We start from the raw sequence: 24,296 nt of genomic DNA on the forward strand, positions 1-24,296 counted from the left end.
CCGGGCCGGTGCCTGCGGACGTACACCGGGGTCTGATTGCCCCCGCCGGTACGGGGCACCGAAAGTAACCTTCTCACGTGGGGAGTTCGTCTCAACTCTCGTGGGCTGCGGGATTTGCGATTCCTTCGGTGTCTTCGACGACCTGGAGCAGGCGTTTAGAAGGCGCCTGCTCTGTTATGCCAGTCGAACACCCAGTGCGGGTCGAGCTGTTGGGTGAGTCTTCGGCGCTGCTGTGCTGATTCGCCAACGGCAGACAGCTTGGGGCCCCAATGGACTGGAATAGCACGGCGAAGCAAGTAAACCTAGAGCAGTCCCCAGGGGAGCACGGTGGTGTGCTTCCGGTTCTCGGGCGTCGCGTGCAAGGCGAAACATAGCCGACGATCGCCGGTTGGCCAAACCGGCGGTTCCGAAGACCATTGAATCTGCCACGCGGACCCAGCGTGGCACATTGAGTCATCTCTTCCGAGGAGTTCAGAGAGATATGTCTGTCGACGTCATGGGCGAAGAATGGTTGCTGTCCGCAGAGCAGGTCCGATCGCTGCTTGAGTGGATGCAAGGGCACGTGGGTGCCGATCGCTCGGTGTACCCCTTCATGGCCACCGTGGCCGAACAGGCGCTGCGTCCGGCCGAGGCTCGCGCTCTGCGAGTCCGGGATGTGGTGTTCCAGGAGGATGGTGGGGGCCTGTTGACGGCCCGTCACCGGGGGATCGCGAGGGAAATTCCCTTGCAACCTCACTTCGTTGAGTTTCTGCATGCGTGGATCGACGGGACTGGTCTGGAGGAGGGCGATCTGCTCTTTCCTGGGAGGCGTGGTGGGCGGCTTTCGGCTTCCGCCTGGCAGCGGCTGTGGGAGCAGGCCCAAGCGGCTGTCCTGCCCCGGGACGAGCTGTATTCCTGGCGCCTGGGGGAGCCCATAACCATCCTCCGCGAGTCCCGCATGGCCGAGTGGCTGAGGATGGGCCTCTCGTCCTTCGAGGTCGCCGAGATGGCTGGCGTGACCCCGTATTGGCTGGCGCTTCGCTACCCGTACTGCTTCCGTCGGGATGACGTCGACATCGACTGGGACCGTCTGGCCGATGCCACGGCTCTTCCGGAAATCAAGCAATAGAACCGGCCCGCGCTCCGTCCGATCGGCGGAGCGCGGGCATCTACGGGTTTTCCTCCCCGATCCTTCAGAAATACCCGTCCTGAGAGAGCCTGTTGCCCCTGGAGGACCGTCCCTCTGTCCGCCCTGACCCACCCCTCCCGCGCCTCACAGAAACCTCGCATGCCCGCACAACCATTGCTTGCCGCATCCTCGAATCGAGTTACTCCGGTCACCGCACGCACCGCGTTCCTGACGGTGAAGGACGCCGCTGAGTACCTCGGCCTCTCGCCCCACACTCTCTACGTCTGGCGCCACCGGCGGCAGGGGCCGCCGAGCTTCCGCATGGGGCCCCGTGGCCGCGTCATGTACCGGCTCGAAGTGCTCGACGCCTGGGTCCGCGAACAGGAGCAGGCCGATTCCCGCTCCAATCCGGCACTCAACCCGCTCAACCCGCCTCCGCAGGAGCGCTCCAGCCGCTTCCTGAGCACCTGAAGCGCCACCGGCCGTAGAAAGCCGCTCTCAGTCCCACCACCAAGGAGTTCCACCTGGCCGGCTACATAGAAGACCGATGGCTGAAGAAGCGCCCCAACCCGAAGACCGGCAAGCGCGACCGTACCGCGATGTACGGCAAGTGCACCCGCTACCGAGTCAAGGGCATCCCCGGCGTCAAGGACCGTTCCTTCGAAGCCCTCCAGGACGCCAAGACCTGGCTCGCCCAGGCCCAGACCGACGCACGCCGAGGCGAGTTCGTCGATCCGCGCGATGGAGCCATCTCCCTCAAGGACTACATCGCCACCCACTGGTGGCCCACCCAGAGCGGCGACCCGTCCACGATCGAGCGGATCGAGCAGAGGGTACGTCGGCACATCGTTCCCCACCTGGGTGCGCAGCCGCTCAACGCCATCGGCACCGAAGTCCTGCGTCACTGGAAGAAGCGGTTGGAGAAGGACCTCGGTCCGACCTCGATCCGTCTGGTCTGGGCAACGCTCTCCAGCGTTCTCCAGGCCGCCGTCGAGGACCGTCGTCTCGGACGCAATCCATGTCGGTCCAGCACGGTCGGCCCGCCGGCCGCCACACCCGGCAGGGTCGAGGCGTGGTCGCCCGAGCGGGTGCTGGCGGTACGGGAGGCACTGCCCGACCGCTACCGGCTCCTCCTTGTGATCGGCGCGGGTCTTGGGCTCCGGCAGGGCGAGGCGCTCGGGCTTGCCCTGGAAGACATCGACTTCGCCAAGGAAGTCGTCCACGTCCGGCGGCAGGTCAAGATGGTGCGGGCGAAGCTCTGTTTCGCGCTGCCCAAGGGCCGCAAGGTCAGGGACGTGCCGCTGCCGTCCAGCGTGGCCCGGGCCATCCGGCAGCACATCGAGCTGTTCGCGCCGGTTCCGGTCACGCTGCCCTGGGACGACCCGACTCCGCCGGAGACGCCGGTGGAGGCCAAGCACCGGCGGCCGAGGACCTACAACCTCCTGGTGACGGGACGCGAGCGGAAGGCCATCAACCGGAACTACTTCAACTCCTACGTGTGGAAGCCCGCGCTGGCCACGGCGGGCGTGATCGCGTCGCTGGAGGAAGGCGGCGCCGACGGTGCTCGCGTGTGGGAGCCGTCCCGGGAGCACGGCTTCCACGCCCTGCGCCACTTCTACGCCTCCGAGGAACTGGAGGCTGGCGAATCGATCGTCTCCCTGGCACGCTGGCTGGGGCACTCCGACCCGGGGTTCACGCTGCGGAAGTACTCGCACTTCCTACCCCGCGCCGGTGCCCGGGGCAGCGCCGCCATCGACGCGATCTTCGCGTAGCCGCAGTCGGCCGGCAGAGTCGGTGAGGCGCGGCCCGTAGCCCGCCGCAGGCCCAAAGTCCCAGAGAAGTCCCAGAGACGCCGCCGCACCCCTCCCTGGCCCGGTAAATAGCAGGTCAGACAGGGTGCGGCGGCATTCTCACATCAGATGTCGCGGAAGATCTCGATCTGTGCCCCCACCGTGTTGAGGCGCTCCGCGAGGTCCTCGTAGCCGCGGTTGATGACGTAGACGTTGCGGAGCACGGACGTGCCCTCGGCGGCCATCATCGCGAGGAGGACGACCACTGCGGGGCGCAGGGCCGGCGGGCACATCATCTCGGCGGCGCGCCAGCGGGTGGGGCCCTCGACCAGGACGCGGTGGGGGTCGAGGAGTTGGAGGCGGCCACCGAGGCGGTTGAGGTCGGTCAGATAGATCGCCCGGTTGTCGTAGACCCAGTCGTGGATGAGGGTCTGCCCCTGCGCGGCGGCGGCGATGGCCGCGAAGAACGGGACGTTGTCGATGTTGAGGCCGGGGAACGGCATGGGGTGGATCTTGTCGATCGGCGCCTGGAGCTTCGAGGGCCGGACGGTCAGGTCCACCAGGCGCGTACGGCCGTTGTCGGCGAAGTACTCCGGTGAGCGGTCGTGGTCGAGTCCCATCTCCTCAAGGACCGCGAGCTCGATCTCCAGGAACTCGATCGGCACCCGGCGCACGGTCAGTTCGGACTCGGTGACGACCGCCGCCGCGAGCAGACTCATCGCCTCGACCGGGTCCTCGGAGGGGGAGTAGTCGACGTCCACGTCGATGTGCGGCACCCCGTGCACGGTGAGCGTGGTGGTGCCGATGCCCTCCACCCGTACGCCGAGGGCCTCCAGGAAGAAGCAGAGGTCCTGGACCATGTAATTGGAGGAGGCGTTGCGGATGACGGTGACGCCGTCGTGGCGGGCGGCGGCGAGCAGCGCGTTCTCGGTCACCGTGTCGCCGCGTTCGGTCAGTACGATCGGACGGCCGGGCGTGACGGAGCGGTCCACCTCGGCGTGGTACAGCCCCTCGGTGGCCGTGATGTCGAGGCCGAACCGGCGCAGGGCGATCATGTGGGGCTCGATCGTCCGCGTCCCGAGATCGCAACCGCCCGCGTACGGCAGCTTGAAGTGGTCCATGCGGTGCAGCAGCGGGCCGAGGAACATGATGATCGAGCGGGTGCGGCGGGCCGCCTCCGCGTCGATCGCGTCGAGATCCACCGCGGCCGGCGGCACGATCTCCAGGTCGACACCGCCGTTGATCCACCGGGTGCGTACGCCGATCGAGCCGAGCACCTCCAGAAGGCGGTACACCTCCTCGATACGGGCCACCCTGCGCAGCACTGTGCGCCCCTTGTTCAACAAGGAGGCGCACAGCAGCGCGACGCACGCGTTCTTGCTGGTCTTCACGTCGATCGCGCCCGACAGCCGACGCCCGCCGACCACCCGCAGATGCATCGGACCCGCGTAGCCCAGTGAGACGATCTCACTGTCAAGGGCTTCACCGATTCGAGCGATCATCTCAAGGCTGATGTTTTGATTACCGCGCTCGATTCGATTCACCGCGCTCTGGCTCGTCCCGAGGGCCTCCGCCAACTGTGACTGTGTCCAGCCACGGTGCTGTCGTGCGTCACGGATGAGCTTGCCGATGCGTTCGAGGTAGTCGTCTGCCATGAGGGAGAGGTTATCTCAGATATGAGATGGCGCCTCTTGAGGGGTCCGTTGGGGGTGTGACACGGATCCGTTCAGGTGACGGCAGATGATGTCGGGCGACGCCCGGTGAAGCCGGGTGACGTCGGCTGAGGGCGTGTCAGCCGGCTCAGTGGCGCCGCGCGTTGCTGGTGCGCCGCCAGCCGAAGGGGCCGGGCAGGTCCATCGAGGTCGTACGGCGTCCCGTGCTGCTGTGGGTGTGGCGGGGGCCATTACGGCCGCCGGTGGTGATGGACCAGGAGCGCTTGTTGATGTTCAGTCGCACACCCGGCAGGATCCGAAAGCTCTTGCGGAACGTGAGCGGCATGTCTGCCTCCTTCCCGATGCCGAACGGGTACCCCGCTTCTCGCTGGGCATCCCCGCCCGTTACGGCAACTGGCCTCTCCCCGGCGACAATTGCCTCAGCGCGGCGGCAGTACGCAGAACTCGTGGCCGTCGGGGTCGACCAGCACCGCCCAGTCGACCGCACCCTGACCGATGTCGACGGGGGCCGCGCCGAGGGCGACGAGACGGGCGACCTCGCCGGCCAGGTCGCTGTCGGCGGACGGGACGAGGTCGAAGTGGAGGCGGTACTTCCCGACCTTCGGGGCAAGCGGCGGACCGCCCCAGGTGATCTTCGGGCCGCCGTACGGCGATTGGATCGCCGTCTCCTCGTCCTGGTCCCAGACCAGCGGCCAGCCCAGCGCCCGGCTCCAGAAGTACCCGACCTCCTGCGAACCGTCGCTCGCGAGCGCACCGATGAATCCGCAGCCGGCGAGGAAGTTGTTGCCCGGCTCGATGACACAGAACTCGTTGCCCTCCGGGTCGGCGAGGACCACGTGGGTCTCCTCGGGGAGCTGGCCGATGTCGATGTGACGGCCGCCGAGCTCCAGCGCCCGTTCCACGACCCGTCGCTGGTCGTCGTGGGAGGTGCTGGTCAGGTCGAAGTGCGTCTGGTTGGGGACGGTCTTCTTCTCCTGGCTGGGCAGGAAGCGCAGGCGCAGCCCGCTGTCGTCGTTCGGCGCGAGCGCGATGCCTCCGTAGGGGTCCTCGGTGGTCTCCCGGCCCAGGAGGCCGGCCCAGAAGCGGGCGAGTTCGTCGGGGGCGTTCGCGTCGAAGGTGAGCGCGTGGAGGTGCGAAGTCATGGCGTGAGATCTCCGATCCGCCGGCACGGCCGCGGACAGGGCCGACCCCCGCCCATGAGGAACAACCATGCTAGGAAGCCCGGCAAACGCCCCGCAACGCATTAAGAACACAGCCCCCGCAACGCCGCCCCGCCGCGGCCCGGTCTGCGCTCCCGACGGCCCCCCGACCTGGGCGACGTCACCCCGTCGACTCCAGAAGGCGGGCGAGTGTCCGGCGCCCCATGGCGCTCATCGGCGGGTTGCTCTCGACGTAGTACCAGACGAGACCCATCGCCTGTTCGAACGCCCATGCCTTGCCGCGCTCCCACTCCAGGTCGTCACAGCCCAGCGCCCGCCGGAGCACCTCTCGCGGCCCTGTCCGCAGCAGGTGCCAGGCGCCGACCAGATCCAGCGCGGGGTCGGCCGGGCCGAACCCGCCGGTGTCGAGTACGCCGCAGAGCCGGTCTCCCGCGACCAGGACGTTGCCGGGGATCAGGTCGCCGTGGCTCATCACATCGGCGCTCGTGCGGGGCAGTTCCCGGAGGCGGCTCCACAGCCGGCGCAGCCGGGGCACGTCGAGCAGGTCCTCGCTCTGCGCGAAGCACGTCGCCATCCACTCGTCGTGATCGGTGAGCACCCCGCCACGATTGTCGCCGTCGAAGACCCGGCCCCGTGTCCCGGTGTCCCGCAGGGCCGCGACGAAGGCCGCGAGGTCCTCGGCGAAGGAGTCCGACCCACTCGGGTCGGCATCGGAGGCGACCGTGCCCGGCAGCCAGGTCTGGACCGACCACGGCATGGGGTACCCCGCTCCGGGCTCTCCCAGGGCGACGGGTTCCGGGACGGGGAACGGGGAGACCCGTGCCAGCTCCGCGCTCGCGAGGGCCTCCCGTTCCAGCACCGCCAGCGCCTCGTCGGGATCGGCCGGGCGCAGGGGGAGCCGTGCGGAGAGGTCGTCACCGATGCGGAAGATGGCGTTGACCGTCCCGTTCGACGGCACGCGCCGGATCGTCCTGCCGCTCCACCGGGAAAACTGTTCGCGGACCAGGGACTCGACGGTCTCGGTGGTCACGTTCACCTGGTCGACGTGCATGGTCATGCGCGCAGGCCCTCCCGCGGATCCGGCGCGGACGCCGGACGCGCCCCGGACGATCAGGAACGACAGCCAGTATTCATCCGCCAAGCGCCGGATCAACCGAGATTTCCGGCCCGTGGACTGCCCCCGGGCGGCCCCCGGGTGGTCCCGAGCCGGCGGTCGGGTGGTCTTGAGCTGGCGGTCGGCGGCCCACGGGCCCTCGGCGGGCCGGGCGGAGGCGAGGGAGATTGGCGCACGCCACATCGGGCCGGGCATGACCAGCCCGCGCCCATGTACTACTGTTATCTCGACATCGAGATATCTGCCGAGGCGCACTGCGGCCGCCACCCCGGTAAGGGGTACCTAACTTAGCCTTACCTTAGCGGATCGGCCAAGGGGGCGTGGCGGCAGGATGCGGTGGTACGCGCACATGGAATGAAGGAGACTGTCGTGTCGGCGAACAGCTTCGACGCCCGCAGCACGCTGCAGGTGGGCGACGAGTCGTACGAGATCTTCCGGCTGGACAAGGTGGAGGGCTCGGCTCGCCTGCCCTACAGCCTCAAGGTCCTGCTGGAGAACCTGCTCCGCACGGAGGACGGCGCGAACATCACCGCCGACCACATCCGTGCCCTCGGCGGCTGGGACTCGCAGGCCCAGCCCAGCCAGGAGATCCAGTTCACCCCGGCCCGCGTGATCATGCAGGACTTCACGGGCGTGCCCTGTGTCGTGGACCTCGCGACCATGCGTGAGGCCGTCAAGGAGCTCGGCGGCGACCCGGCGAAGGTCAACCCGCTCTCCCCGGCCGAGCTGGTCATCGACCACTCCGTCATCGCCGACAAGTTCGGCACCAACGACGCCTTCGCCCAGAACGTCGAGCTGGAGTACGGCCGCAACAAGGAGCGCTACCAGTTCCTGCGCTGGGGCCAGACCGCCTTCGACGACTTCAAGGTCGTACCCCCCGGCACCGGCATCGTCCACCAGGTGAACATCGAGCACCTGGCGCGCACGGTCATGGTCCGGGGTGGCCAGGCGTACCCCGACACCCTCGTCGGCACCGACTCGCACACCACCATGGTCAACGGCCTCGGCGTCCTCGGCTGGGGCGTCGGCGGCATCGAGGCCGAGGCCGCGATGCTCGGCCAGCCGGTCTCCATGCTCATCCCGCGCGTCGTCGGCTTCAAGCTCACCGGTGAGCTGACCCCCGGCACCACCGCCACCGACCTCGTGCTCACGATCACCGAGATGCTCCGCAAGCACGGTGTCGTCGGCAAGTTCGTCGAGTTCTACGGTGAGGGCGTGGCCGCCACCTCCCTCGCCAACCGCGCCACCATCGGCAACATGTCGCCGGAGTTCGGCTCCACCGCCGCGGTCTTCCCGATCGACGGCGAGACCATCAAGTACCTCAAGCTCACCGGCCGCTCCGAGCAGCAGCTCGCGCTCGTCGAGGCGTACGCCAAGGAGCAGGGCCTGTGGCTGGACCCGGCCGCCGAGCCGGACTTCTCCGAGAAGCTGGAGCTGGACCTCGCCACGGTCGTCCCCTCCATCGCCGGCCCGAAGCGTCCCCAGGACCGCATCGTCCTCGCGAACGCCGCCGAGCAGTTCAAGCAGGACGTCCTCAACTACGTCGACTCCGTGGACGAGTCCGGCAAGGAGTCCTTCCCGGCCTCCGACTCCCCGGCCGTCGCCCCGAACGGCGCCCCGTCCAACCCGGTCACCGTGACCGCCCCCGACGGCTCGACGTACGAGATCGACCACGGTGCGGTGACGGTCGCGGCCATCACCTCCTGCACCAACACCTCCAACCCGTACGTCATGGTCGCCGCCGCGCTCGTCGCGAAGAAGGCCGTGGAGAAGGGCCTGACCCGCAAGCCGTGGGTCAAGACCACCCTCGCCCCGGGTTCGAAGGTCGTCACCGACTACTTCGACAAGGCCGGGCTCACCCCGTACCTCGACAAGGTCGGCTTCAACCTGGTCGGTTACGGCTGCACCACCTGCATCGGCAACTCCGGCCCGCTGCCGGAGGAGGTCTCCAAGGCCGTCAACGACCACGACCTCGCGGTCACCTCGGTCCTCTCCGGCAACCGGAACTTCGAGGGCCGGATCAACCCCGACGTCAAGATGAACTACCTGGCCTCCCCGCCGCTGGTCGTCGCGTACGCCATCGCGGGCTCCATGAAGGTGGACATCACCAAGGACGCCCTCGGCACCGACCAGGACGGCAAGCCGGTCTACCTGTCCGACATCTGGCCCTCCGAGGCCGAGGTCAACGACGTCGTGGCCAACGCCATCGGCGAGGACATGTTCAACAAGTCCTACCAGGACGTCTTCGCGGGCGACGCCCAGTGGCAGGCGCTGCCGATCCCCGAGGGCAACACCTTCGAGTGGGACCCGCAGTCGACCTACGTCCGCAAGCCCCCGTACTTCGAGGGCATGACGATGGAGACCACCCCGGTCTCCGACATCGCCGGCGCCCGCGTCCTCGCCAAGCTGGGCGACTCGGTCACCACCGACCACATCTCCCCGGCCGGCGCGATCAAGGCCGACACCCCCGGAGGCAAGTACCTCACGGAGCACGGTGTCGAGCGTCGTGACTTCAACAGCTACGGCTCGCGCCGAGGCAACCACGAGGTCATGATCCGCGGCACGTTCGCCAACATCCGCCTGCGCAACCAGATCGCGCCGGGCACCGAGGGCGGCTACACCCGCGACTTCACGCAGGACGGCGGGCCGGTCTCCTTCATCTACGACGCCTCGCGCAACTACATCGAGCAGGGCATCCCGCTGGTCATCCTGGCCGGCAAGGAGTACGGCTCCGGCTCCTCCCGTGACTGGGCGGCCAAGGGCACGGCCCTCCTCGGGGTCAAGGCCGTCATCGCCGAGTCGTACGAGCGCATCCACCGCTCCAACCTCATCGGCATGGGCGTCCTTCCGCTGCAGTTCCCCGAGGGCGCCTCGGCGCAGTCCCTCGGCCTGAGCGGCGAGGAGACCTTCTCCATCACGGGCGTCACCGAGCTCAACGACGGCACCACGCCCCGCACGGTCAAGGTGACCACCGACAGCGGCGTCGAGTTCGACGCGGTCGTCCGCATCGACACCCCCGGTGAGGCCGACTACTACCGCAACGGCGGCATCATGCAGTACGTGCTGCGCAGCCTGATCCGCAAGTAAGCGGCCAGGGAGGGCAGTCGAGGGCCGCATCCCCGGTGACGGGGGTGCGGCCCTTCACATGCGGCGGGGTTTCGACGGCCTCGACGCGACCCGCTCACCTGCTCCGCGGAGCAGGTGAGCGGGTCGCATGGCCACCTCGCCGGACAATCCGCTGGCGCCGGGCGCGCCCGGAGCGAAGACTCGTCCCCATGGATGTCCCCCCGGACGCGCCGATGCGCCGCCCCCGCCGCCCCCTGCCCTTCGTCGACGAGCACACGGTCCTCGTCGCGGCCGACGTCGAGGACGTCTGGTGGGCCCTGGCCGAGGCGCTCGACTGGGCCTTCTCCCGCCCCTCGGCGGTCCGTTACGCCAAGCTCGTCGGCTGCGCCGACCACACGGCGGCCGGACCACGCCCGCCCGTCGCGGGGCAGACGACCTTCCCCGGCTTCCGCACGGCGAGCGCGGTCCCGCCCCGGGAACTGACCCTCCTGGGCCGCCACCGCTTCTCCTCGCACACCTGGACCTTCCGCCTGGACGACGCAGGGCCGGGCGGCGGTGTCCGCCTCCGCGCCGAGACCCGCGCCACCTTCCCGGGCCCGGCCGGCGGCCTCTACCGTCTGCTCGTCCTCGGCACCGGCACCCACGCCAAGCTGACTCGCCGCCTCCTGACCACGGCCCGCCTCCTCGCCGAACGCCCCTGGAGAGAAACACCGGGAGGGGAACCGGGAGAAGCATCGGGAGAAGCATCGACAGAGGCGCCGGGAGAATGAGCGGCATGACAACCCCGCAGATCCGTACGGTCCGTTCGACCCGTTTCCACCTCGACCGGATCCTCGGCGACCGCCCGTTCGCCGAGATCGGTGATCCCGCTCTGGCCGTCGCGGACGAGGGCCGCCGGTTGCTGGCGGTGGCGGGCACGACCGGGGCGTTCGCGGGCCTGCACGGGTTCGGCATGATCACGCCGGTCGGCGTCTACGGCGCCGACGACCTCGCGTGCCGTGCCCTTCTCCACGCCCGTCACCCCGTCCACGCGCTGGCCTTCCACCCCCGCCTCCCGCTCCTCGCGGTGGGCACGGGGAACTACGACGGCGGCTACTTCTTCGAGGGCGAACTGCTCCTGCTGGACCTGGAGTCGGGCACGGCCACGTCGCTCTTCGAGGACGGACTGGGCCGTCAGATCCTGGGCCTGGAGTGGCTCGACGACCAGCGACTGCGCGTGCTGATGGCACCGCCCGACGACTGGGACGACGAGGACGCCTGGACCGAAGGGCACGTGGCCGTGGTGCGCCGCGCCGACTGGCGAGCCGTACCGCCGCGATCGATCCCGGACGAGGAGCTGGCCGGCCCACGGGTGGCGGCCCCGCGCCCGGACGGCCGGGAGCACGCCCGCCGGACGCTCTCGGGGCTGAGCGCGGACTGGGATCCGCGCCGCAACGTCCGCGCGGTGGAGGAACTGGCCGACGGCAGGATCCTGACGACGCTCGACGGGGTCCGGCTGGAGTCGTGGCTGCCCGGGGGCGGTCGGCAGTGGACGGTACCGGACGACTCCGCTGACGGCGGGCGTGACGTCGTCGTGGCCGCCGACGAGCGATCGGCCTGGGTCGGGCTGAAGCGGCCCGCGTGGGAGAGCCGTCCGCAGTCCGTGGTCCGGCTCGCGCTCGACGACGGGACACAGCTGGACCACCTCACCCCCTCCGCCCCGGTGTCCGTGGTGCGTGGCGCCCACGGTCCGGCGACCCTCGCGCCCGCCGGCCCCCACGGGGAGCCGTGCACCCTTCGCATCCGACGCGGCAGTCGGATCTACTTCCGGAAGACCGAGCCGGTGCCGGACGACATGTGGCCGAAGCAGGGCGAGGCATGGTTCTGCGCCGTCGACCCGAAGGCCGAACCGGCTGCCGACCGTCCGCGCGGGCAAGTCCCGGCCGACCGCCCGCGCGAGCCGGTCCCGGAGGAGGCCGCCCGGCTGTTCCCGTACTCCTGGGTGCCGGGCGAGACGCACTACGCCGGCCCCGGCATCGAGACCGCCGACGGCGACCTGGTCCACGCGGGCGCCGTCCACCACGGTCACGGGCTGCAGCCCGGCGGCTCGTTCGTCGTACGGCGCTCGGCGACGACGGGGGAGCCGGCCTGGGTCTTCCGGACGGACCGGCGGGCCACCGGCCTCGACGCCGACGCGGAGACCGTGTACATCACCTACGACGACGGCGAGCTCGTCGCGCTCGATCCCGACGACGGCACGGTGCGCGAACGCCGTCAGCTGACGGTCCGGGCGGTGCGCGTCCTGCCGACCGCGCTGACCGTGGCGGGCCCCGGCCGCCTGCTGATCGGCACGAGCGACGGACGGGTCCTGGTCTGCACGACCCGATGATCCGGCGTCATGAGGGGGCCGTACCACCGGGTGCCCCCGAGCAGGTCGTCGCGGGTCGCCGCGCGTCACCCGTTTACAAGCGCCGCGCTCCGCGCTAGCTTCCGAGGAAGGTGGGTGGGAGCGCTCCCATCAAGGATGGCGGACCGGAACCCGTCACCCTCGGATCCGCTCCCGCCCAACGCCCCCACCTCCGCACCGGCTCTACGCACGACGCCTCCGCACCGGCACTTTCGCAACGGCACCGCACGCCCCCGCCTTCGAGCCGTACACGCAAGGAGTCCTTGTCATGCGCTTGACAAAATCACGATTAACGTTGCCCCGCCGCCACCAGGCCCTTCTCCTGGTCCTGCTCGCCCTCGTGACCACGATCCCGGCGCTCGGTCTCGTCCTCGCCGCCGGCAGTGGCAAGGCGGAGGCGCACGGCACTCCGATGAAACCCGGCAGCCGTACGTTCCTGTGCTGGCAGGACGGGCTGACCGACGCCGGGGAGATCAAACCGGTCAACCCGGCCTGTCGTTCCGCGCAGCAGGTCAGCGGGACGACCCCGTTCTACAACTGGTTCTCCGTGCTCCGCTCGGACGGCGCCGGCCGGACCCGTGGCTTCGTCCCGGACGGCCAGCTGTGCAGCGGCGGCAACACCAACTTCACCGGGTTCAACACGCCCAGCGCCGACTGGCCGTTGACCCATCTCACCTCCGGCGCGACGGTCGACTTCTCGTACAACGCGTGGGCGGCGCACCCGGGTTGGTTCTACGTCTACATCACCAAGGACGGCTTCGACCCGACGAAGACGCTCACCTGGAACGACATGGAGGCACAGCCGTTCCTGAGCGTCGACCACCCGCCGCTGAACGGCAGTCCGGGCACGGTCGAGGCCAACTACTCCTGGCGGGGCCAGCTCCCCGCGAACAAGTCGGGCCGCCACCTCATCTACATGGTCTGGCAGCGCTCGGACAGCCAGGAGACCTTCTACTCCTGCTCCGACGTCGTCTTCGACGGGGGCAACGGCGAGGTGACCGGGATCAAGCAGCCCGGCGACCCCACCGACCCGGTGCCGGGGGAGTGCTCCGCGACCCGGCGCACGACGGGCAGTTGGAACGGCGGCTACCAGTCCGAGGTCGTCGTCACCAACACCGGCGACGTGCCGATGCTCGGCTGGATGGTCAACTGGACACTGCCGAGCGGGCAGAAGGTCGACAGCCTCTGGAGCGGCAGCGCCACCTACTCCGGGCAGAACGTGATGGTGCACAACGCCAACTGGAACGGGGCGCTGGATCCAGGCAAGACCGCCACCTTCGGCTATGTGGTGCAGGGGTCGGGAGGTGATCCCGCGACCACGCTGCCCTGCCGGGTGGGCTGAGCCCGGCTCCCGTTCGCGGCACCGGCCCTGTGCGGGGGCGGATGTCGTGCTCGGGGCGGACCGGGTGGGCGGGCGGTGCGTGCCCACCCGGTCCGCGAGCCGCGAACCGGTACGGGGGAGACCGGGCGCGGTGGGAGTGCGGCTGTGGGGACCCCTCGGCAGGACAACGTTGTCGAGTGGTCTGGACAAGACTCTATCGTTCCAACGGGCAACCAAGTCAAGCCGGTTGGATCGAGGTGCCCGGCCGCCTCCGCCCGGGGGTCAGGACAGCAGCTCCACCTCCGCGAGCGTCGCCGTGTCGTCGAGGACGAGCCGGTAGTGGTCGTACGCCCTCGGGGCCGGGACGGAGAAGGCCCGGGTCTGGCGGTCCCAGGCGAAGGATTCACGGGAGCGCCGGTCGAGGGTCTTCCAGGCCGTGCCGTCCGCCGACGCCTGGAGCGTCCAACCGGCCGGGGCCTCGGCGCGGTCGGCGGAGGTCAGCGTGTACTGCACCGCCCTGGTCCGGGCGGGAGTAGGGAGCGCCACCGTCCCCACGGACGCCTTCGTCGACGAGGTGTCGTCGAACAGCTCTCCCTCGCCCTCGATCGCGTCGCGGCGCGGGGAGGGCACCTTGTCGTCCTTCGTGATCGACACCGGAGCCGCGTTCTCGCCCGTGCCCCAGCGTGAGGGCTCCGGACCCATGTCGAACCGCAGCACGCCCCCGCGCGCGATGAGCGAGTGCGGCAGTGCGGTGGACGTCCACGCCTTGCCGTTCACCTTCAGGCCCTGCACGTACACGTTCCTGGCGCTGTTCCTCGGGGCCTCGACGACCAGGTCCCTGCCGTTCTCCAGGTGGACGGTCGCCTTGGTGAACAGGGGTGAGCCGACGGCGTACTCGCCGCTGCCCATCACCAGCGGGTAGAAGCCGAGCGCGGAGAAGAGGTACCAGGCGGACTGCTCGCCGTTGTCCTCGTCGCCGTGGTAGCCCTGGCCGATGTCGCTGCCGACGTAGAGGCGGGAGAGCACCTCGCGGACCTTCTCCTGGGTCTTCCAGGGCTGCCCGGCCGCGTCGTACATGTAGATCGCGTGGTGGGCGACCTGGTTGGAGTGGCCGTACATCCCCATCCGGACGTCACGGGCCTCGGTCATCTCGTGGATGACCCCTGGATAGGAGCCGGCGAACTCGGGGGATGCCGTCTCCGGGGTGGAGAAGTAGGTGTCCAGCTTCCTCGCCAGTCCGCCGCGACCGCCGTACAGGTTGGCCAGGCCCTTGCTGTCGTGCGGTGCGGTGAAGGCGTACCCCCAGCCGTTGGTCTCGGTGTAGTCGTGGCCCCAGACCCGGGGGTCGTAGGCCGCCGAGTCGACCCGCCAGTCACCGGTGCCGTCGCGGCCCTGGAAGAACCCGGCCTTCCCGTCGAACAGCTCGACGTAGTCGCGGGCCCTGTCGAGGAAGTAGGCCGCCTCCTCCCGGTAGCGCTTCTCACCGGTCTTCCGGTACAGCGCCTGGCCCATCCGCGCGATGCCGTAGTCGTTGAGGTACCCCTCCAGTGCCCAGGACAGGCCCTCGTGCGTGTCGGTGCTGGTGTAGCCGAGGAAGGGGGAGGTGGCCATGCCCTTGCGGCCGACGCCCGCCGACGGCGGCACGACGGTGGCGTTCTTCAGGGCCGCCTCGTACGCCGACCTCGCGTCGAAGTCCACACCCTTGACGTATGCGTCCGCGAACGCCACGTCCGAGGAGGTGCCGGTCATCAGGTCCGCGTAACCGGGTGAGGACCACCGGGAGGTCCAGCCGCCGTCCTTGTACTGCTGCACGAAACCGTCGACCATCTCGCCCGCCTTCCCGGGCGTCAGCAGCGAGTACGCGGGCCAGGTGGTCCGGTAGGTGTCCCAGAACCCGTTGTTGACGTAGACCTTGCCGTCGACGATCTTCGCGCCGGTGTGGGTCGGGGTGTCCGGGCCGGTCATGGGGGAGAAGGGCGAGGCGTACCGGTACGTCGAACCCACCTTCTCGAAGCCGGAGTTGGGGTACAGGTACAGCCGGTAGAGGTTGGAGTACAGCGTCGTCAGCTGGTCGGGGGTCGCGCCCTCGACCTCCACCTTCCCGAGGACGCGATCCCACTGCGCCCGCGCCCGGTTCTTCACCGTCGCGAAAGAGGTGCCGTCCGGGATCTCCTGGCGCAGGTTGTCCTTCGCCTGGTCCAGGCTGATGAGGGAGGTGGCGAGGCGCAGCGTCACCGTGCGGTCCGCGCCCGCGTCGAAGCGGAGGTGGCCCTTCACCCCGGTCGAGCCGCCGTCCGTGACCGGCGCGTCGAAGACCCCGTGGACGAAGAGACGGGTCGCGCCCGTCGACAGGCCGGACTTCACATCCGAGAATCCCGTGACGACCCCGCTCTCCTTGTCCAGGGTCAGTCCCGCCTGGTCGGTCACATTGTCGAAGATCACGCTCGCGTCGTCGCCGGGGTAGGTGAAGCGCAGCGCCGCCGCGTGGTCCGTGGGCGCCATCTCGGCCCTGACGCCGTTCTCGAAGCGCACCCCGTAGTAGTAGGGCCGGGCCGTCTCGTTCTCGTGCCGGAAGGCCAACGCCCGGGACGTACGGCTCAGTTCGGGTGTCCCGGCGGCCGCCGAGGGCATCACCTGGAAGGTCTGCCGGTCGCCCATCCAGGGGCTCGGCTCATGACTGGCGCTGAACGCCTGGACGGTCGGCAGGTTGTCCGCGTTGTTGCCCCGCGCGTAGTCGTACAGCCAACTCAGGGAACCCGCGTTGGTCACCGGCGTCCAGAAGTTGAAGCCATGGGGCACCGCCGTCGCCGGGAAGTTGTTGCCGCGGGAGAAGCCGCCGCTGGAGTTCGTCCCCCGGGTGGTCACCGCGTAGTCGGAGAGATGCGCCTTCGGCCGCTCGGGCGGGCGGACCCGCAGCGTCACGTCGTCGAGCCAGCCGCGGAACCGCGCCGGGCCCTTCGGGGAGTCGTACGCCACCAGGATCCGGTCCACGGTCCGCCCGGCCGCGACCGACCCGATCCGCGCGACGACGTCGTTCCACTGGTTGACGTACAGCACCTTCGCCGCGCCCTGCCCGCGTGGCGACAACGGGAAGCCGTGGCTGTCCACCGCCCCCAGCTCGCTGAGGGAGGTGCCGTCGGTGAAGACCAGGTCGACCGAGACGTTGGTGGCGTCGTAGTCCAGGTCGCCGTCCGCCATCGACGGGAAGATCCGGTAGGCCAGCTCGGTGTCGCGTTCGACGGCCACGTGCACGTCGAAGATCTTGTTGTACGAGTGCGCCGGCCCGTCCGCGGTGTGGCGGCCCGCGTACCTGAGGGCCCGCTTGCCGGTGAAGCCCGCGCCGGCCTTCGCGGTCGCGGAACCGCTCGGGCCCCGGTCGACCAGCGACAGCATCTCCTTCGGCGGGGGAGCCTGTCCGCCGCCCGTGGAGAACCGCACATCGGCGAGCTGGGTGATCATCGAGGCGCCGTTGTTCCGGGTGATGTCGAGCCGGAAGTGCCGGTACCCGGCCACCGCCTCCCCGGGGATGTCGTACGACTTCGTCTGGAACCGCTCCGCGAAGCTCTCGCCGGAGCGGGTGTCGAGGGTCTTCCACTCCTTGCCGTCGGTGGAGCCCTTGAGGGTCCAGTCCCTCGGGTCGCGGGTCTCGAAGTCGTTCGCCGACGTGAGTGCGTAGGTCACCACCTCGGCCGGTGCGGCGAGGTCGAACTCGGCCCAGCCGGTGGGCTGGAAGGTGAGCCACTTGGTGGCGGACTCGCCGTCGACGAGGTTCTCCTTCACCTCGCCGCCGTCGGTGTTCTCGCCGCTGGCCCGGACCTCGGTGACCCGGTCGGTGATGTCGCCCGGAATGCCGGTGGTGTAGCCGCCGTCGACGCCCGAGGCCCGGGGGGAGCCGTCCGGGGCGGTGTCGACCGTGCTGATCCAGTCCGGGGCCGGGTCGTACGGTTCGAACGAGGAGCCGAACTCCCGCGCACCGGCCGCCGGTCGGTCCGGTAACGCCACGGCAGCCCCGTGCGAGGCCATCACCAGAGCGAACGCGACGGCGCCGAACACCGCCGTGGAACCTCTTCCGTGCCGCATCAGCAGCACCCTCCCTACGTCCAGCAGACTGTTTCCGATCAAGAACTGACCGAAAGAGGACAACGTTGTCGACTGTGTAACGCGGGGACCAGTAGGGGTGGAAGTGGTGAGTGATGTCAAGGGCGTTGACTGCGCCATCCGGGCCGAATGACGGGGATTTTCCGGTCAGGTGGCGCAAGGTCGCTCATATTTCCGAGAGGTCTCAACTCGGAAAAGACCGAAGGCGAACCTTGCATTCGATCTTGCCCCTCTGGCGGGAAGTGGACTATACCTGTCGGCGTCCGCATAGTGGTCGCACAACGTGGACGGCACTACCTGGGGGGAATTACCGGTGGTCGCGGACGTGTCCGCGCGCCGACCGCCGTGTTGCCCCTGTTGAATCCTCACGCACGACCCCAGCTTGAACCGCCGCGGTGCCGGGAGGATCCGGTTCACCGCCTGAGTCCTGGAGAAGGCGAGGACTTGAGCATGGGATCCACTACCGCCGAGCACGACCACGGCCCCGAGGGCACCGGCACCACCCACCCCGAGGGCGTCGGCCGCCGCGATCTGATCAAGCGGTCCGCCGCGCTGGGCCTGATCACCGTACCCACGATGAGCTTCCTGTCGGCATGTGCCAGCGGGGGCGGCGGGGACGACACCTCCGAGGACACCCAGGGCGAGACCTCCGAGTCGAACCCCTTCGGCGTCAAGAAGGGCAGCAAACTCGACGTCGTCATCTTCAAGGGCGGCTACGGCGACGCCTACGCCAAGGCCTGGGAGGCCTCCTTCCAGAAGAAGTGGGGGGTCACCTCCACCCACACCGGAACCCAGGAGATCACCGGCAAGCTCCAGCCCCGGTTCAACGCGGGCAACCCGCCGGACATCGTCGACGACTCCGGCGCCCAGCAGATCCCGATCGACGTCCTCTACAAGAACGACCAGCTCCTCGACCTCGCCGCGGTGCTGGACGCCCCCTCGATCGACGACCCGGCCAAGAAGGTCCGCGACACCCTCATCCCCGGCACGCTCGACGCGGGCATGCAGGAGGACAAGGTCGTCGCCCTCAACTACATCTACACGGTGTGGGGGCTGTGGTACTCCGGCAAGCTCTTCAATGAGAACGGCTGGGAGGAGCCCAAGACCTGGGCGGACTTCCTCACCATCTGCAAGGAGGCCAAGGCCAAGGGCATCGGCGGCCTCGCCCACCAGGGCAAGTACCCGTACTACATCAACGTCGCCATCATGGACCTGATCGCCAAGACGGGCGGCCTGGACGCCATGAAGGCCATCGACAACCTCGACCCCAAGGCCTTCGTCGGTTCCGACGCCGCGAAGGCGGGCGTCGAGGCGATCTACGAGGTCGTCGAGAAGGGCTATCTGATGCCCGGCACCAACGGCCTCACCCACACCGAGTCCCAGACCCGCTGGAACCAGTACAAGGCCGTGTTCATCACCTCCGGCTCCTGGCTGGAGAACGAGCAGCTCAAGCAGACCCCGGACGACTTCGACATGACGTTCATGCCGATGCCGCTGCTGCCGGACAGCGTGATGCCGTTCGAGGCGATCCGGGCCGGCTCCGGCGAGCCCTTCATCATCCCGGCCAAGGCCAAGAACCTGCCGGCCGCCCAGGAGTTCATGCGGATGATGCTCTCCAAGGAATGGTCGACGCTGTTCGCCAAGGAGGCCAACTCGCTGACCATCCTCAAGGACGGCGTCGACGCCGGCGTACAGCTGCGGCCGGGCACGCAGTCGACGGTCGAGGCGTCCAAGGCCGCCGGTGACAACACGTTCCGTTACCTGTACACCGAGTGGTACAGCGAGATGGACACGGCGATCCAGAACGCGTCGAACGAACTGATGGCGAAGCGGATCCAGCCGGCCGAGTGGCTGAAGCGGGCGCAGGCCGCGGTGGACAAGCAGGCGAAGGACCCGGATTCCAAGAAGAACCGCCGGGACTAGTGGGGCGTCGGAGCGCCGTGGGAGCTGCGCACTGTGGTGAGCTGCGGGTTCGTCGTGGCTGGCCGCGCAGTTCCCCCGCGCCCCTCGAAAGGAAGGGGCGCGCCTTTCGTCCGCTGGCACCCGAGGCAGGAAAACGCCAATGCGTAAAGGGCAGAACCGGTTCGTCGCGGGGTTTCTCCTGGTCCCCGTGGCGCTTTATCTGATCTTCGTGATCTGGCCGTACATCCAGACGTTCGGCTATTCGCTGACGGACTGGAAGGGCCAGTCCCAGACCTTCTCCTTCATCGGCCTGGACAACTACACCGCGTTGTTCGAGGACGACATCTTCCTCCAGGCGATCTGGCACAACATCCTGTTCCTGGTGTTCATCCCGGTCATCACGATCCTGCTCGCGCTGTTCTTCGCCTTCATGCTGAACGCGGGCGGGCGCGGCCGGGCCGGCGGGGTGTCCGGGGTCGCCGGGTCGGGCTTCTACAAGATCGTCTACTTCTTCCCGCAGGTGCTGTCGCTGGCGATCCTCGCGGTGCTGTTCGGCGCCGTGTACCGCAGCGACAGCGGCGGCATGCTCAACGGCCTGCTGATGAAACTGGGACTGGTCGACGAGAGCAGTCCCGTCGAATGGCTGAACGAGCCGAACATGGTGCTCTGGGCCCTCATCCTGGTCGTCGTCTGGCACGGGGTCGGCTTCTACCTCGTGCTGTTCTCCGCCGCCATGCAGGCCATCCCGAGGGACATCTACGAGGCCGCGCTGATCGACGGGGCCGGCCGCGCCCACACGTTCTTCCGCATCACCCTGCCGCTGCTCTGGGACTCCGTGCAGACCGCGTGGGTCTACCTCGGCATCGCGGCCATGGACATGTTCATCCTGGTCTCGACGATGACCGCGGGGGAGTACGGAGGCGGCCCCGACCACCACAGCGAGGTCATGGCGACCGTGATGATGCGGAACTTCCTGCTGTACGGCAGAAGCGGCTACGCCTGCGCGATGGGCGTCGTGATGTTGCTCCTCACCCTGATCGTGTCGGTGGTCATGCTGCGGGCCACCCGTCGCGAGCGTGTCGAGTTCTGAGCGGGAGAGACGACAGAAGATGAGTGCACCCCCCAAGACCGCTTCACGCGGCGACTCGGTCCCCACCGGCCCGAGGGTGGACAAGCGCGGGACCGGTCCCGGTGACGAGCGCGGCGAAGGCGTCGTCCTGAACGTCTTCTCGCACGGGTTCCTCGCGCTGTGGGCCCTGCTGATCGTGCTGCCGCTGCTGTGGCTGGTGCTCAGCTCCTTCAAGACCGACGCCCAGATCGGCGGCTCGGCCTTCGGCTGGCCGCAGAACTGGTCCCCGGACGTCTTCTCCCGGGCCTGGGACAAGGGCATCGGCGACTACTTCGTCAACACGGTCATCGTGCTGGTCTTCTCCGTGCCGCTGACCATGCTGTTCGGCTCGATGGCCGCGTACGTCCTGGCCCGCTACCCGTTCCGGGGCAACCGGCTGCTGTACTACTTCTTCGTCGCCGGTGCGATGTTCCCCGTGTTCCTGGCCCTGGTGCCGTTGTTCTTCATGGTCAAACGGCTGGACATGCTGAACACCTACCAGGGGCTGATCCTGGTGTACGTCGCCTACTCGCTGCCGTTCACGGTGTTCTTCATGCACGCGTTCTTCCGGACGCTGCCCACCGCCGTTTTCGAGGCGGCCATCCTCGACGGGGCCTCGCACACCCGGACGTTCTTCCAGGTCATGCTGCCGATGGCCAAGCCCGGGCTGATCAGCGTCGGGATCTTCAACACCCTGGGGCAGTGGAACCAGTTCATCCTGCCCACGGTCCTCATGCAGCCGCAGAGCGGCGACGATCCCGAGCGGTACGTCCTCACCCAGGGCCTCATCCAGCTCCAGCAGCAGCAGGGCTACGCCTCGGACCTGCCCGTCCTCTTCGCCGGGGTCACCATCGCCATGATCCCCATGCTCGTCGTCTATCTCTCCTTCCAGCGACAGGTCCAGGCCGGCCTCACCTCGGCCACCCTCAAGTAGCCGATCCCAGGACCCCAAGTAGCCGCAGAGTGACATCTAGTGGTCATTCGGCGGTCCCAGTTTCCGTCAAGGACTTGACTGCGGTAACCCGTTCAGCGGAGCTTGGAGTTCACAACTTGTAAGTGACCCAGGTTCCGTGGCTGTGACCTGGGTCACCCGGGTGGCGTGCGGGCCGCCCGGTCTGGGACGGGAGTGGATGAGTCGATGGAGACTCCGGGGTCGCAGTCGTCGCTGCACCGAGCAAATCTCGAGCGCGTCGTACGGGCGGTGCGCCTCGCCGGGTCGCTCACGCAGGCGGAGATCGCCAGGACCACCGGCCTGTCCGCGGCCACGGTCTCCAACATCGTGCGCGAGCTCAAGGACGGTGGAACCGTCGAGGTCACGCCCACTTCGGCGGGCGGTCGCCGGGCGCGCGCGGTCTCGCTGAGCGGGGACGCGGGCATCGTGATCGGCGTGGACTTCGGGCACACGCATTTGCGTGTTGCGATCGGGAATCTCGCCCATCAGGTACTCGCCGAGGAGGCCGAGCCGCTGGATGTGGACGCCTCCTCGACGCAAGGGTTCGACCGTGCGGAGCAGCTGGTCACCCGGTTGATCGAGGCCACCGGGGTGGATCGTACGAAGGTCGCGGGCGTGGGGCTCGGGGTGCCCGGCCCGATCGACGTGGAGTCCGGGACGCTCGGCTCCACCGCGATCCTGCCGGGCTGGACCGGCACCAAGCCCGCCGCCGAGATGCAGGACCGCCTGGGCGTCGCCGTGCACGTGGACAACGACGCCAACCTCGGCGCCCTCGGTGAGCTGGTCTGGGGCAGTGGCCGGGGGGTGCGGGACCTGGCCTACATCAAGGTCTCCAGCGGCGTTGGTGCCGGTCTGGTGATCGATGGCAAGATCTACAGGGGCCCGGGTGGCACAGCGGGAGAAATCGGGCATATTACTCTTGATGAATCCGGCCCGGTCTGCCGCTGCGGCAACCGCGGCTGTCTGGAGACCTTCGCCGCCGCGCGCTATGTGCTGCCGCTCCTCCAGTCCAGCCACGGCACCGATCTGACCATGGAAGGAGTCGTACGGCTGGCGAGGGACGGGGATCCGGGCTGCCGTCGGGTGATCGCCGACGTCGGCCGACACATCGGAAGTGGAGTCGCCAATCTCTGCAATCTGTTGAACCCGAGCCGCGTGGTCCTCGGTGGCGATCTCGCCGAGGCCGGAGAGCTGGTTCTCGGACCCATAAGGGAGTCGGTCGGCCGGTACGCGATCCCGAGTGCCGCACGTCAACTCTCAGTGCTGCCAGGGGCACTTGGCGGCCGTGCCGAGGTCCTCGGGGCCCTGGCGCTGGCCCTCAGTGAGATGGGTGATTCGACCCTTTTGGACGGGACCCTCTCCGCAGCAACCCCTGTCTTCACTTAGAGAACGAAACACGCCGTTGCCAACCCGTTAAGGATTTACTTCTTGACGTCGCACGTGTGGCCGAGTTGACTTCCAGCCACCTCGGCCGCAGCGCTGCGGCCCGTGTCAGGGAGGCACAACCCAAAATGAACGCAACGATGCGTAGAGTCGTGATCGGCGCCACCGCGGTTTCGCTGGCGCTCTCCGTGGCCGCCTGCGGCAAGGCCGGCGACGACAACGACTCGGACAGCGGCAGCACCGGTGGCGGCGACAGCAAGACGATCGGTCTGCTCCTGCCCGACAACGTCACCGCGCGCTACGAGAAGTTCGACCGTCCGTACTTCGAGGACAAGGTCAAGGAACTCTGCGACGACTGCAAGGTCGAGTACGCGAACGCGGCCGCCGACCCCACCAAGCAGGCTCAGCAGATGAGCACCATGGTGACCAAGGGCGTCAAGGTCATCGTCGTCTCCGCCCAGGACTCCGCCGCCATCAAGTCCTCCATCCAGTCCGCGGTGGACAAGGGTGTGAAGGTCGTCGCCTACGACCGCCTGGCGCAGGGCCCGGTCTCGGCCTACGTCTCCTTCGACAACGTGAAGGTCGGCGAGCTGCAGGGTGAGGCCCTCATCGCCGCTCTCGGCGACAAGGCGACCCCCAAGGCCAAGGTCGTCATGATCAACGGTGACGACGCCGACCCGAACGCCGGTCAGTTCAAGGAGGGCGCGCACAAGGCCCTCGACGGCAAGGTCGACATCGCCTACGAGCAGTCCGGCCTCTGGAAGGACACCGTCGCCGCCCAGAAGATGTCCGCGGCCATCACCCAGCTGGGCGCCAAGAACATCGCGGGCGTCTACGCCGCCAACGACGGCATGGCCGGTGGCATCGCCAACACCCTCAAGGGTGCGAAGATCAGCGGCATCCCGCTGACCGGTCAGGACGCCGAGCTCGCGGCCATCCAGCGCATCGTCGCCGGCACGCAGTCCTCCACGGTCTACAAGGCCTACAAGCCGGAGGCCGACACGGCCGCCGAGCTCGCGGTCAACCTGCTGGAGGGCAAGGACATCAAGTCCCTGGCCGACACCGAGGTGACCAGCGGTTCCGGTGACAAGGTCCAGGCGAAGCTGCTGACCCCGGTCTCCGTGACCAAGGACAACATCAAGGACACGGTGGTCAAGGACGGCCTCTACACGGTCGCCGACATCTGCACCCCCGAGTTCGCCAAGGCCTGCAAGGAGGCCGGCCTCGAGTAGTCG

At 68.6% G+C, this 24,296-nt stretch carries 17 protein-coding genes; 12 read left to right on the top strand and 5 right to left on the bottom strand.

Going from position 1 to position 24,296, the window contains the following annotated elements; all coding sequences use genetic code 11:
- Positions 1-481: 481 nt before the first annotated feature.
- From GWK25_RS11625 to GWK25_RS11635, 3 genes are all read left to right on the top strand, one after another.
- Positions 482-1,108 (top strand): tyrosine-type recombinase/integrase, encoded by a 627-nt coding sequence (locus tag GWK25_RS11625; RefSeq protein ID WP_215449733.1) that lies wholly within the window; start codon positions 482-484, stop codon positions 1,106-1,108.
- A 159-nt stretch (positions 1,109-1,267) separates the two neighbouring features.
- Positions 1,268-1,579 (top strand): AlpA family transcriptional regulator, encoded by a 312-nt coding sequence (locus GWK25_RS11630; protein WP_215449734.1) that lies wholly within the window; start codon positions 1,268-1,270, stop codon positions 1,577-1,579.
- 80 nt (positions 1,580-1,659) lie between these two features.
- A complete protein-coding gene (locus GWK25_RS11635; RefSeq protein WP_215457324.1) occupies positions 1,660-2,880 on the top strand; it encodes a site-specific integrase in 1,221 nt (406 codons plus the stop codon).
- Positions 2,881-3,023: 143 nt separating this feature from the next.
- Here GWK25_RS11635 and GWK25_RS11640 read toward each other — a convergent pair whose 3' ends face one another.
- The 4 genes from GWK25_RS11640 to GWK25_RS11655 form a co-directional block, all read right to left on the bottom strand.
- Positions 3,024-4,553, bottom strand: coding sequence for a UDP-N-acetylglucosamine 1-carboxyvinyltransferase (locus tag GWK25_RS11640; protein WP_215449735.1), 1,530 nt, complete (start codon positions 4,551-4,553; stop codon positions 3,024-3,026).
- Positions 4,554-4,698: 145 nt separating this feature from the next.
- The gene (locus tag GWK25_RS11645) at positions 4,699-4,896 is read right to left on the bottom strand and encodes a DUF4236 domain-containing protein (RefSeq protein ID WP_184900471.1); all 198 of its coding nucleotides are present in this window, start codon (positions 4,894-4,896) and stop codon (positions 4,699-4,701) included.
- Between the two features lie 94 nt (positions 4,897-4,990).
- Positions 4,991-5,713, bottom strand: coding sequence for a VOC family protein (locus tag GWK25_RS11650; protein ID WP_215449736.1), 723 nt, complete (start codon positions 5,711-5,713; stop codon positions 4,991-4,993).
- Positions 5,714-5,891: 178 nt separating this feature from the next.
- Positions 5,892-6,788 (bottom strand): aminoglycoside phosphotransferase family protein, encoded by an 897-nt coding sequence (locus GWK25_RS11655; RefSeq protein ID WP_215449737.1) that lies wholly within the window; start codon positions 6,786-6,788, stop codon positions 5,892-5,894.
- 426 nt (positions 6,789-7,214) lie between these two features.
- On the opposite strand from GWK25_RS11655, the gene acnA reads away from it, so the two are divergent.
- From acnA to GWK25_RS11675, 4 genes are all read left to right on the top strand, one after another.
- Positions 7,215-9,932, top strand: a complete 2,718-nt coding sequence (gene acnA / locus GWK25_RS11660) for an aconitate hydratase AcnA (protein WP_308011138.1) — start codon at positions 7,215-7,217, stop codon at positions 9,930-9,932.
- 188 nt (positions 9,933-10,120) lie between these two features.
- Positions 10,121-10,681: a hypothetical protein gene (locus tag GWK25_RS11665; protein ID WP_251828823.1), complete on the top strand. Its 561-nt coding sequence runs from the start codon at positions 10,121-10,123 to the stop codon at positions 10,679-10,681.
- Positions 10,682-10,686: 5 nt separating this feature from the next.
- A complete protein-coding gene (locus GWK25_RS11670; protein WP_215449739.1) occupies positions 10,687-12,279 on the top strand; it encodes a hypothetical protein in 1,593 nt (530 codons plus the stop codon).
- A gap of 286 nt (positions 12,280-12,565) precedes the next feature.
- Complete coding sequence (locus GWK25_RS11675; RefSeq protein ID WP_215449740.1) at positions 12,566-13,639, top strand: lytic polysaccharide monooxygenase; 1,074 nt, start codon at positions 12,566-12,568, stop codon at positions 13,637-13,639.
- 261 nt (positions 13,640-13,900) lie between these two features.
- Here the strand turns inward: GWK25_RS11675 and GWK25_RS11680 are convergent, their stop codons facing one another.
- Entirely contained in the window at positions 13,901-17,698 is a 3,798-nt protein-coding gene (locus tag GWK25_RS11680; RefSeq protein ID WP_215457325.1) for a GH92 family glycosyl hydrolase, read from the bottom strand.
- Positions 17,699-18,166: 468 nt separating this feature from the next.
- Between GWK25_RS11680 and ngcE the strand changes: the two genes are divergently transcribed.
- The 5 genes from ngcE to GWK25_RS11705 all read left to right on the top strand — a co-directional run bounded on the left by ngcE (position 18,167) and on the right by GWK25_RS11705 (position 24,293).
- Complete coding sequence (gene ngcE / locus GWK25_RS11685) at positions 18,167-19,639, top strand: N-acetylglucosamine/diacetylchitobiose ABC transporter substrate-binding protein (RefSeq protein ID WP_215449741.1); 1,473 nt, start codon at positions 18,167-18,169, stop codon at positions 19,637-19,639.
- A gap of 139 nt (positions 19,640-19,778) precedes the next feature.
- Positions 19,779-20,708: a carbohydrate ABC transporter permease gene (locus GWK25_RS11690; protein ID WP_086801846.1), complete on the top strand. Its 930-nt coding sequence runs from the start codon at positions 19,779-19,781 to the stop codon at positions 20,706-20,708.
- A 19-nt stretch (positions 20,709-20,727) separates the two neighbouring features.
- Positions 20,728-21,660: a carbohydrate ABC transporter permease gene (locus tag GWK25_RS11695; protein WP_215449742.1), complete on the top strand. Its 933-nt coding sequence runs from the start codon at positions 20,728-20,730 to the stop codon at positions 21,658-21,660.
- Positions 21,661-21,864: 204 nt separating this feature from the next.
- Positions 21,865-23,064: an ROK family transcriptional regulator gene (locus GWK25_RS11700; RefSeq protein WP_215449743.1), complete on the top strand. Its 1,200-nt coding sequence runs from the start codon at positions 21,865-21,867 to the stop codon at positions 23,062-23,064.
- Positions 23,065-23,201: 137 nt separating this feature from the next.
- On the top strand, positions 23,202-24,293 hold the full coding sequence (locus GWK25_RS11705; protein WP_215449744.1) for a sugar ABC transporter substrate-binding protein: 1,092 nt from the start codon (positions 23,202-23,204) through the stop codon (positions 24,291-24,293).
- Positions 24,294-24,296 lie beyond the last annotated feature (3 nt).

This window comes from Streptomyces sp. ATCC 21386, assembly GCF_018728545.1.
Lineage (GTDB): Bacteria > Actinomycetota > Actinomycetes > Streptomycetales > Streptomycetaceae > Streptomyces.

What these genes read in the sequence shown, in the direction of transcription:
- GWK25_RS11700 (WP_215449743.1), top strand. Translation starts at nt 21,865, where the DNA reads ATGGAGACTCCGGGGTCGCAGTCGTCGCTGCACCGAGCAAATCTCGAG.
- GWK25_RS11670 (WP_215449739.1), top strand. Translation starts at nt 10,687, where the DNA reads ATGACAACCCCGCAGATCCGTACGGTCCGTTCGACCCGTTTCCACCTC.
- GWK25_RS11645 (WP_184900471.1), bottom strand. Translation starts at nt 4,896, where the DNA reads ATGCCGCTCACGTTCCGCAAGAGCTTTCGGATCCTGCCGGGTGTGCGA.
- GWK25_RS11695 (WP_215449742.1), top strand. Translation starts at nt 20,728, where the DNA reads ATGAGTGCACCCCCCAAGACCGCTTCACGCGGCGACTCGGTCCCCACC.
- GWK25_RS11680 (WP_215457325.1), bottom strand. Translation starts at nt 17,698, where the DNA reads ATGCGGCACGGAAGAGGTTCCACGGCGGTGTTCGGCGCCGTCGCGTTC.
- GWK25_RS11665 (WP_251828823.1), top strand. Translation starts at nt 10,121, where the DNA reads ATGGATGTCCCCCCGGACGCGCCGATGCGCCGCCCCCGCCGCCCCCTG.
- ngcE (WP_215449741.1), top strand. Translation starts at nt 18,167, where the DNA reads ATGGGATCCACTACCGCCGAGCACGACCACGGCCCCGAGGGCACCGGC.
- GWK25_RS11655 (WP_215449737.1), bottom strand. Translation starts at nt 6,788, where the DNA reads ATGACCATGCACGTCGACCAGGTGAACGTGACCACCGAGACCGTCGAG.
- GWK25_RS11705 (WP_215449744.1), top strand. Translation starts at nt 23,202, where the DNA reads ATGCGTAGAGTCGTGATCGGCGCCACCGCGGTTTCGCTGGCGCTCTCC.
- GWK25_RS11640 (WP_215449735.1), bottom strand. Translation starts at nt 4,553, where the DNA reads ATGGCAGACGACTACCTCGAACGCATCGGCAAGCTCATCCGTGACGCA.
- GWK25_RS11675 (WP_215449740.1), top strand. Translation starts at nt 12,566, where the DNA reads ATGCGCTTGACAAAATCACGATTAACGTTGCCCCGCCGCCACCAGGCC.
- GWK25_RS11630 (WP_215449734.1), top strand. Translation starts at nt 1,268, where the DNA reads ATGCCCGCACAACCATTGCTTGCCGCATCCTCGAATCGAGTTACTCCG.
- GWK25_RS11650 (WP_215449736.1), bottom strand. Translation starts at nt 5,713, where the DNA reads ATGACTTCGCACCTCCACGCGCTCACCTTCGACGCGAACGCCCCCGAC.
- GWK25_RS11625 (WP_215449733.1), top strand. Translation starts at nt 482, where the DNA reads ATGTCTGTCGACGTCATGGGCGAAGAATGGTTGCTGTCCGCAGAGCAG.
- GWK25_RS11690 (WP_086801846.1), top strand. Translation starts at nt 19,779, where the DNA reads ATGCGTAAAGGGCAGAACCGGTTCGTCGCGGGGTTTCTCCTGGTCCCC.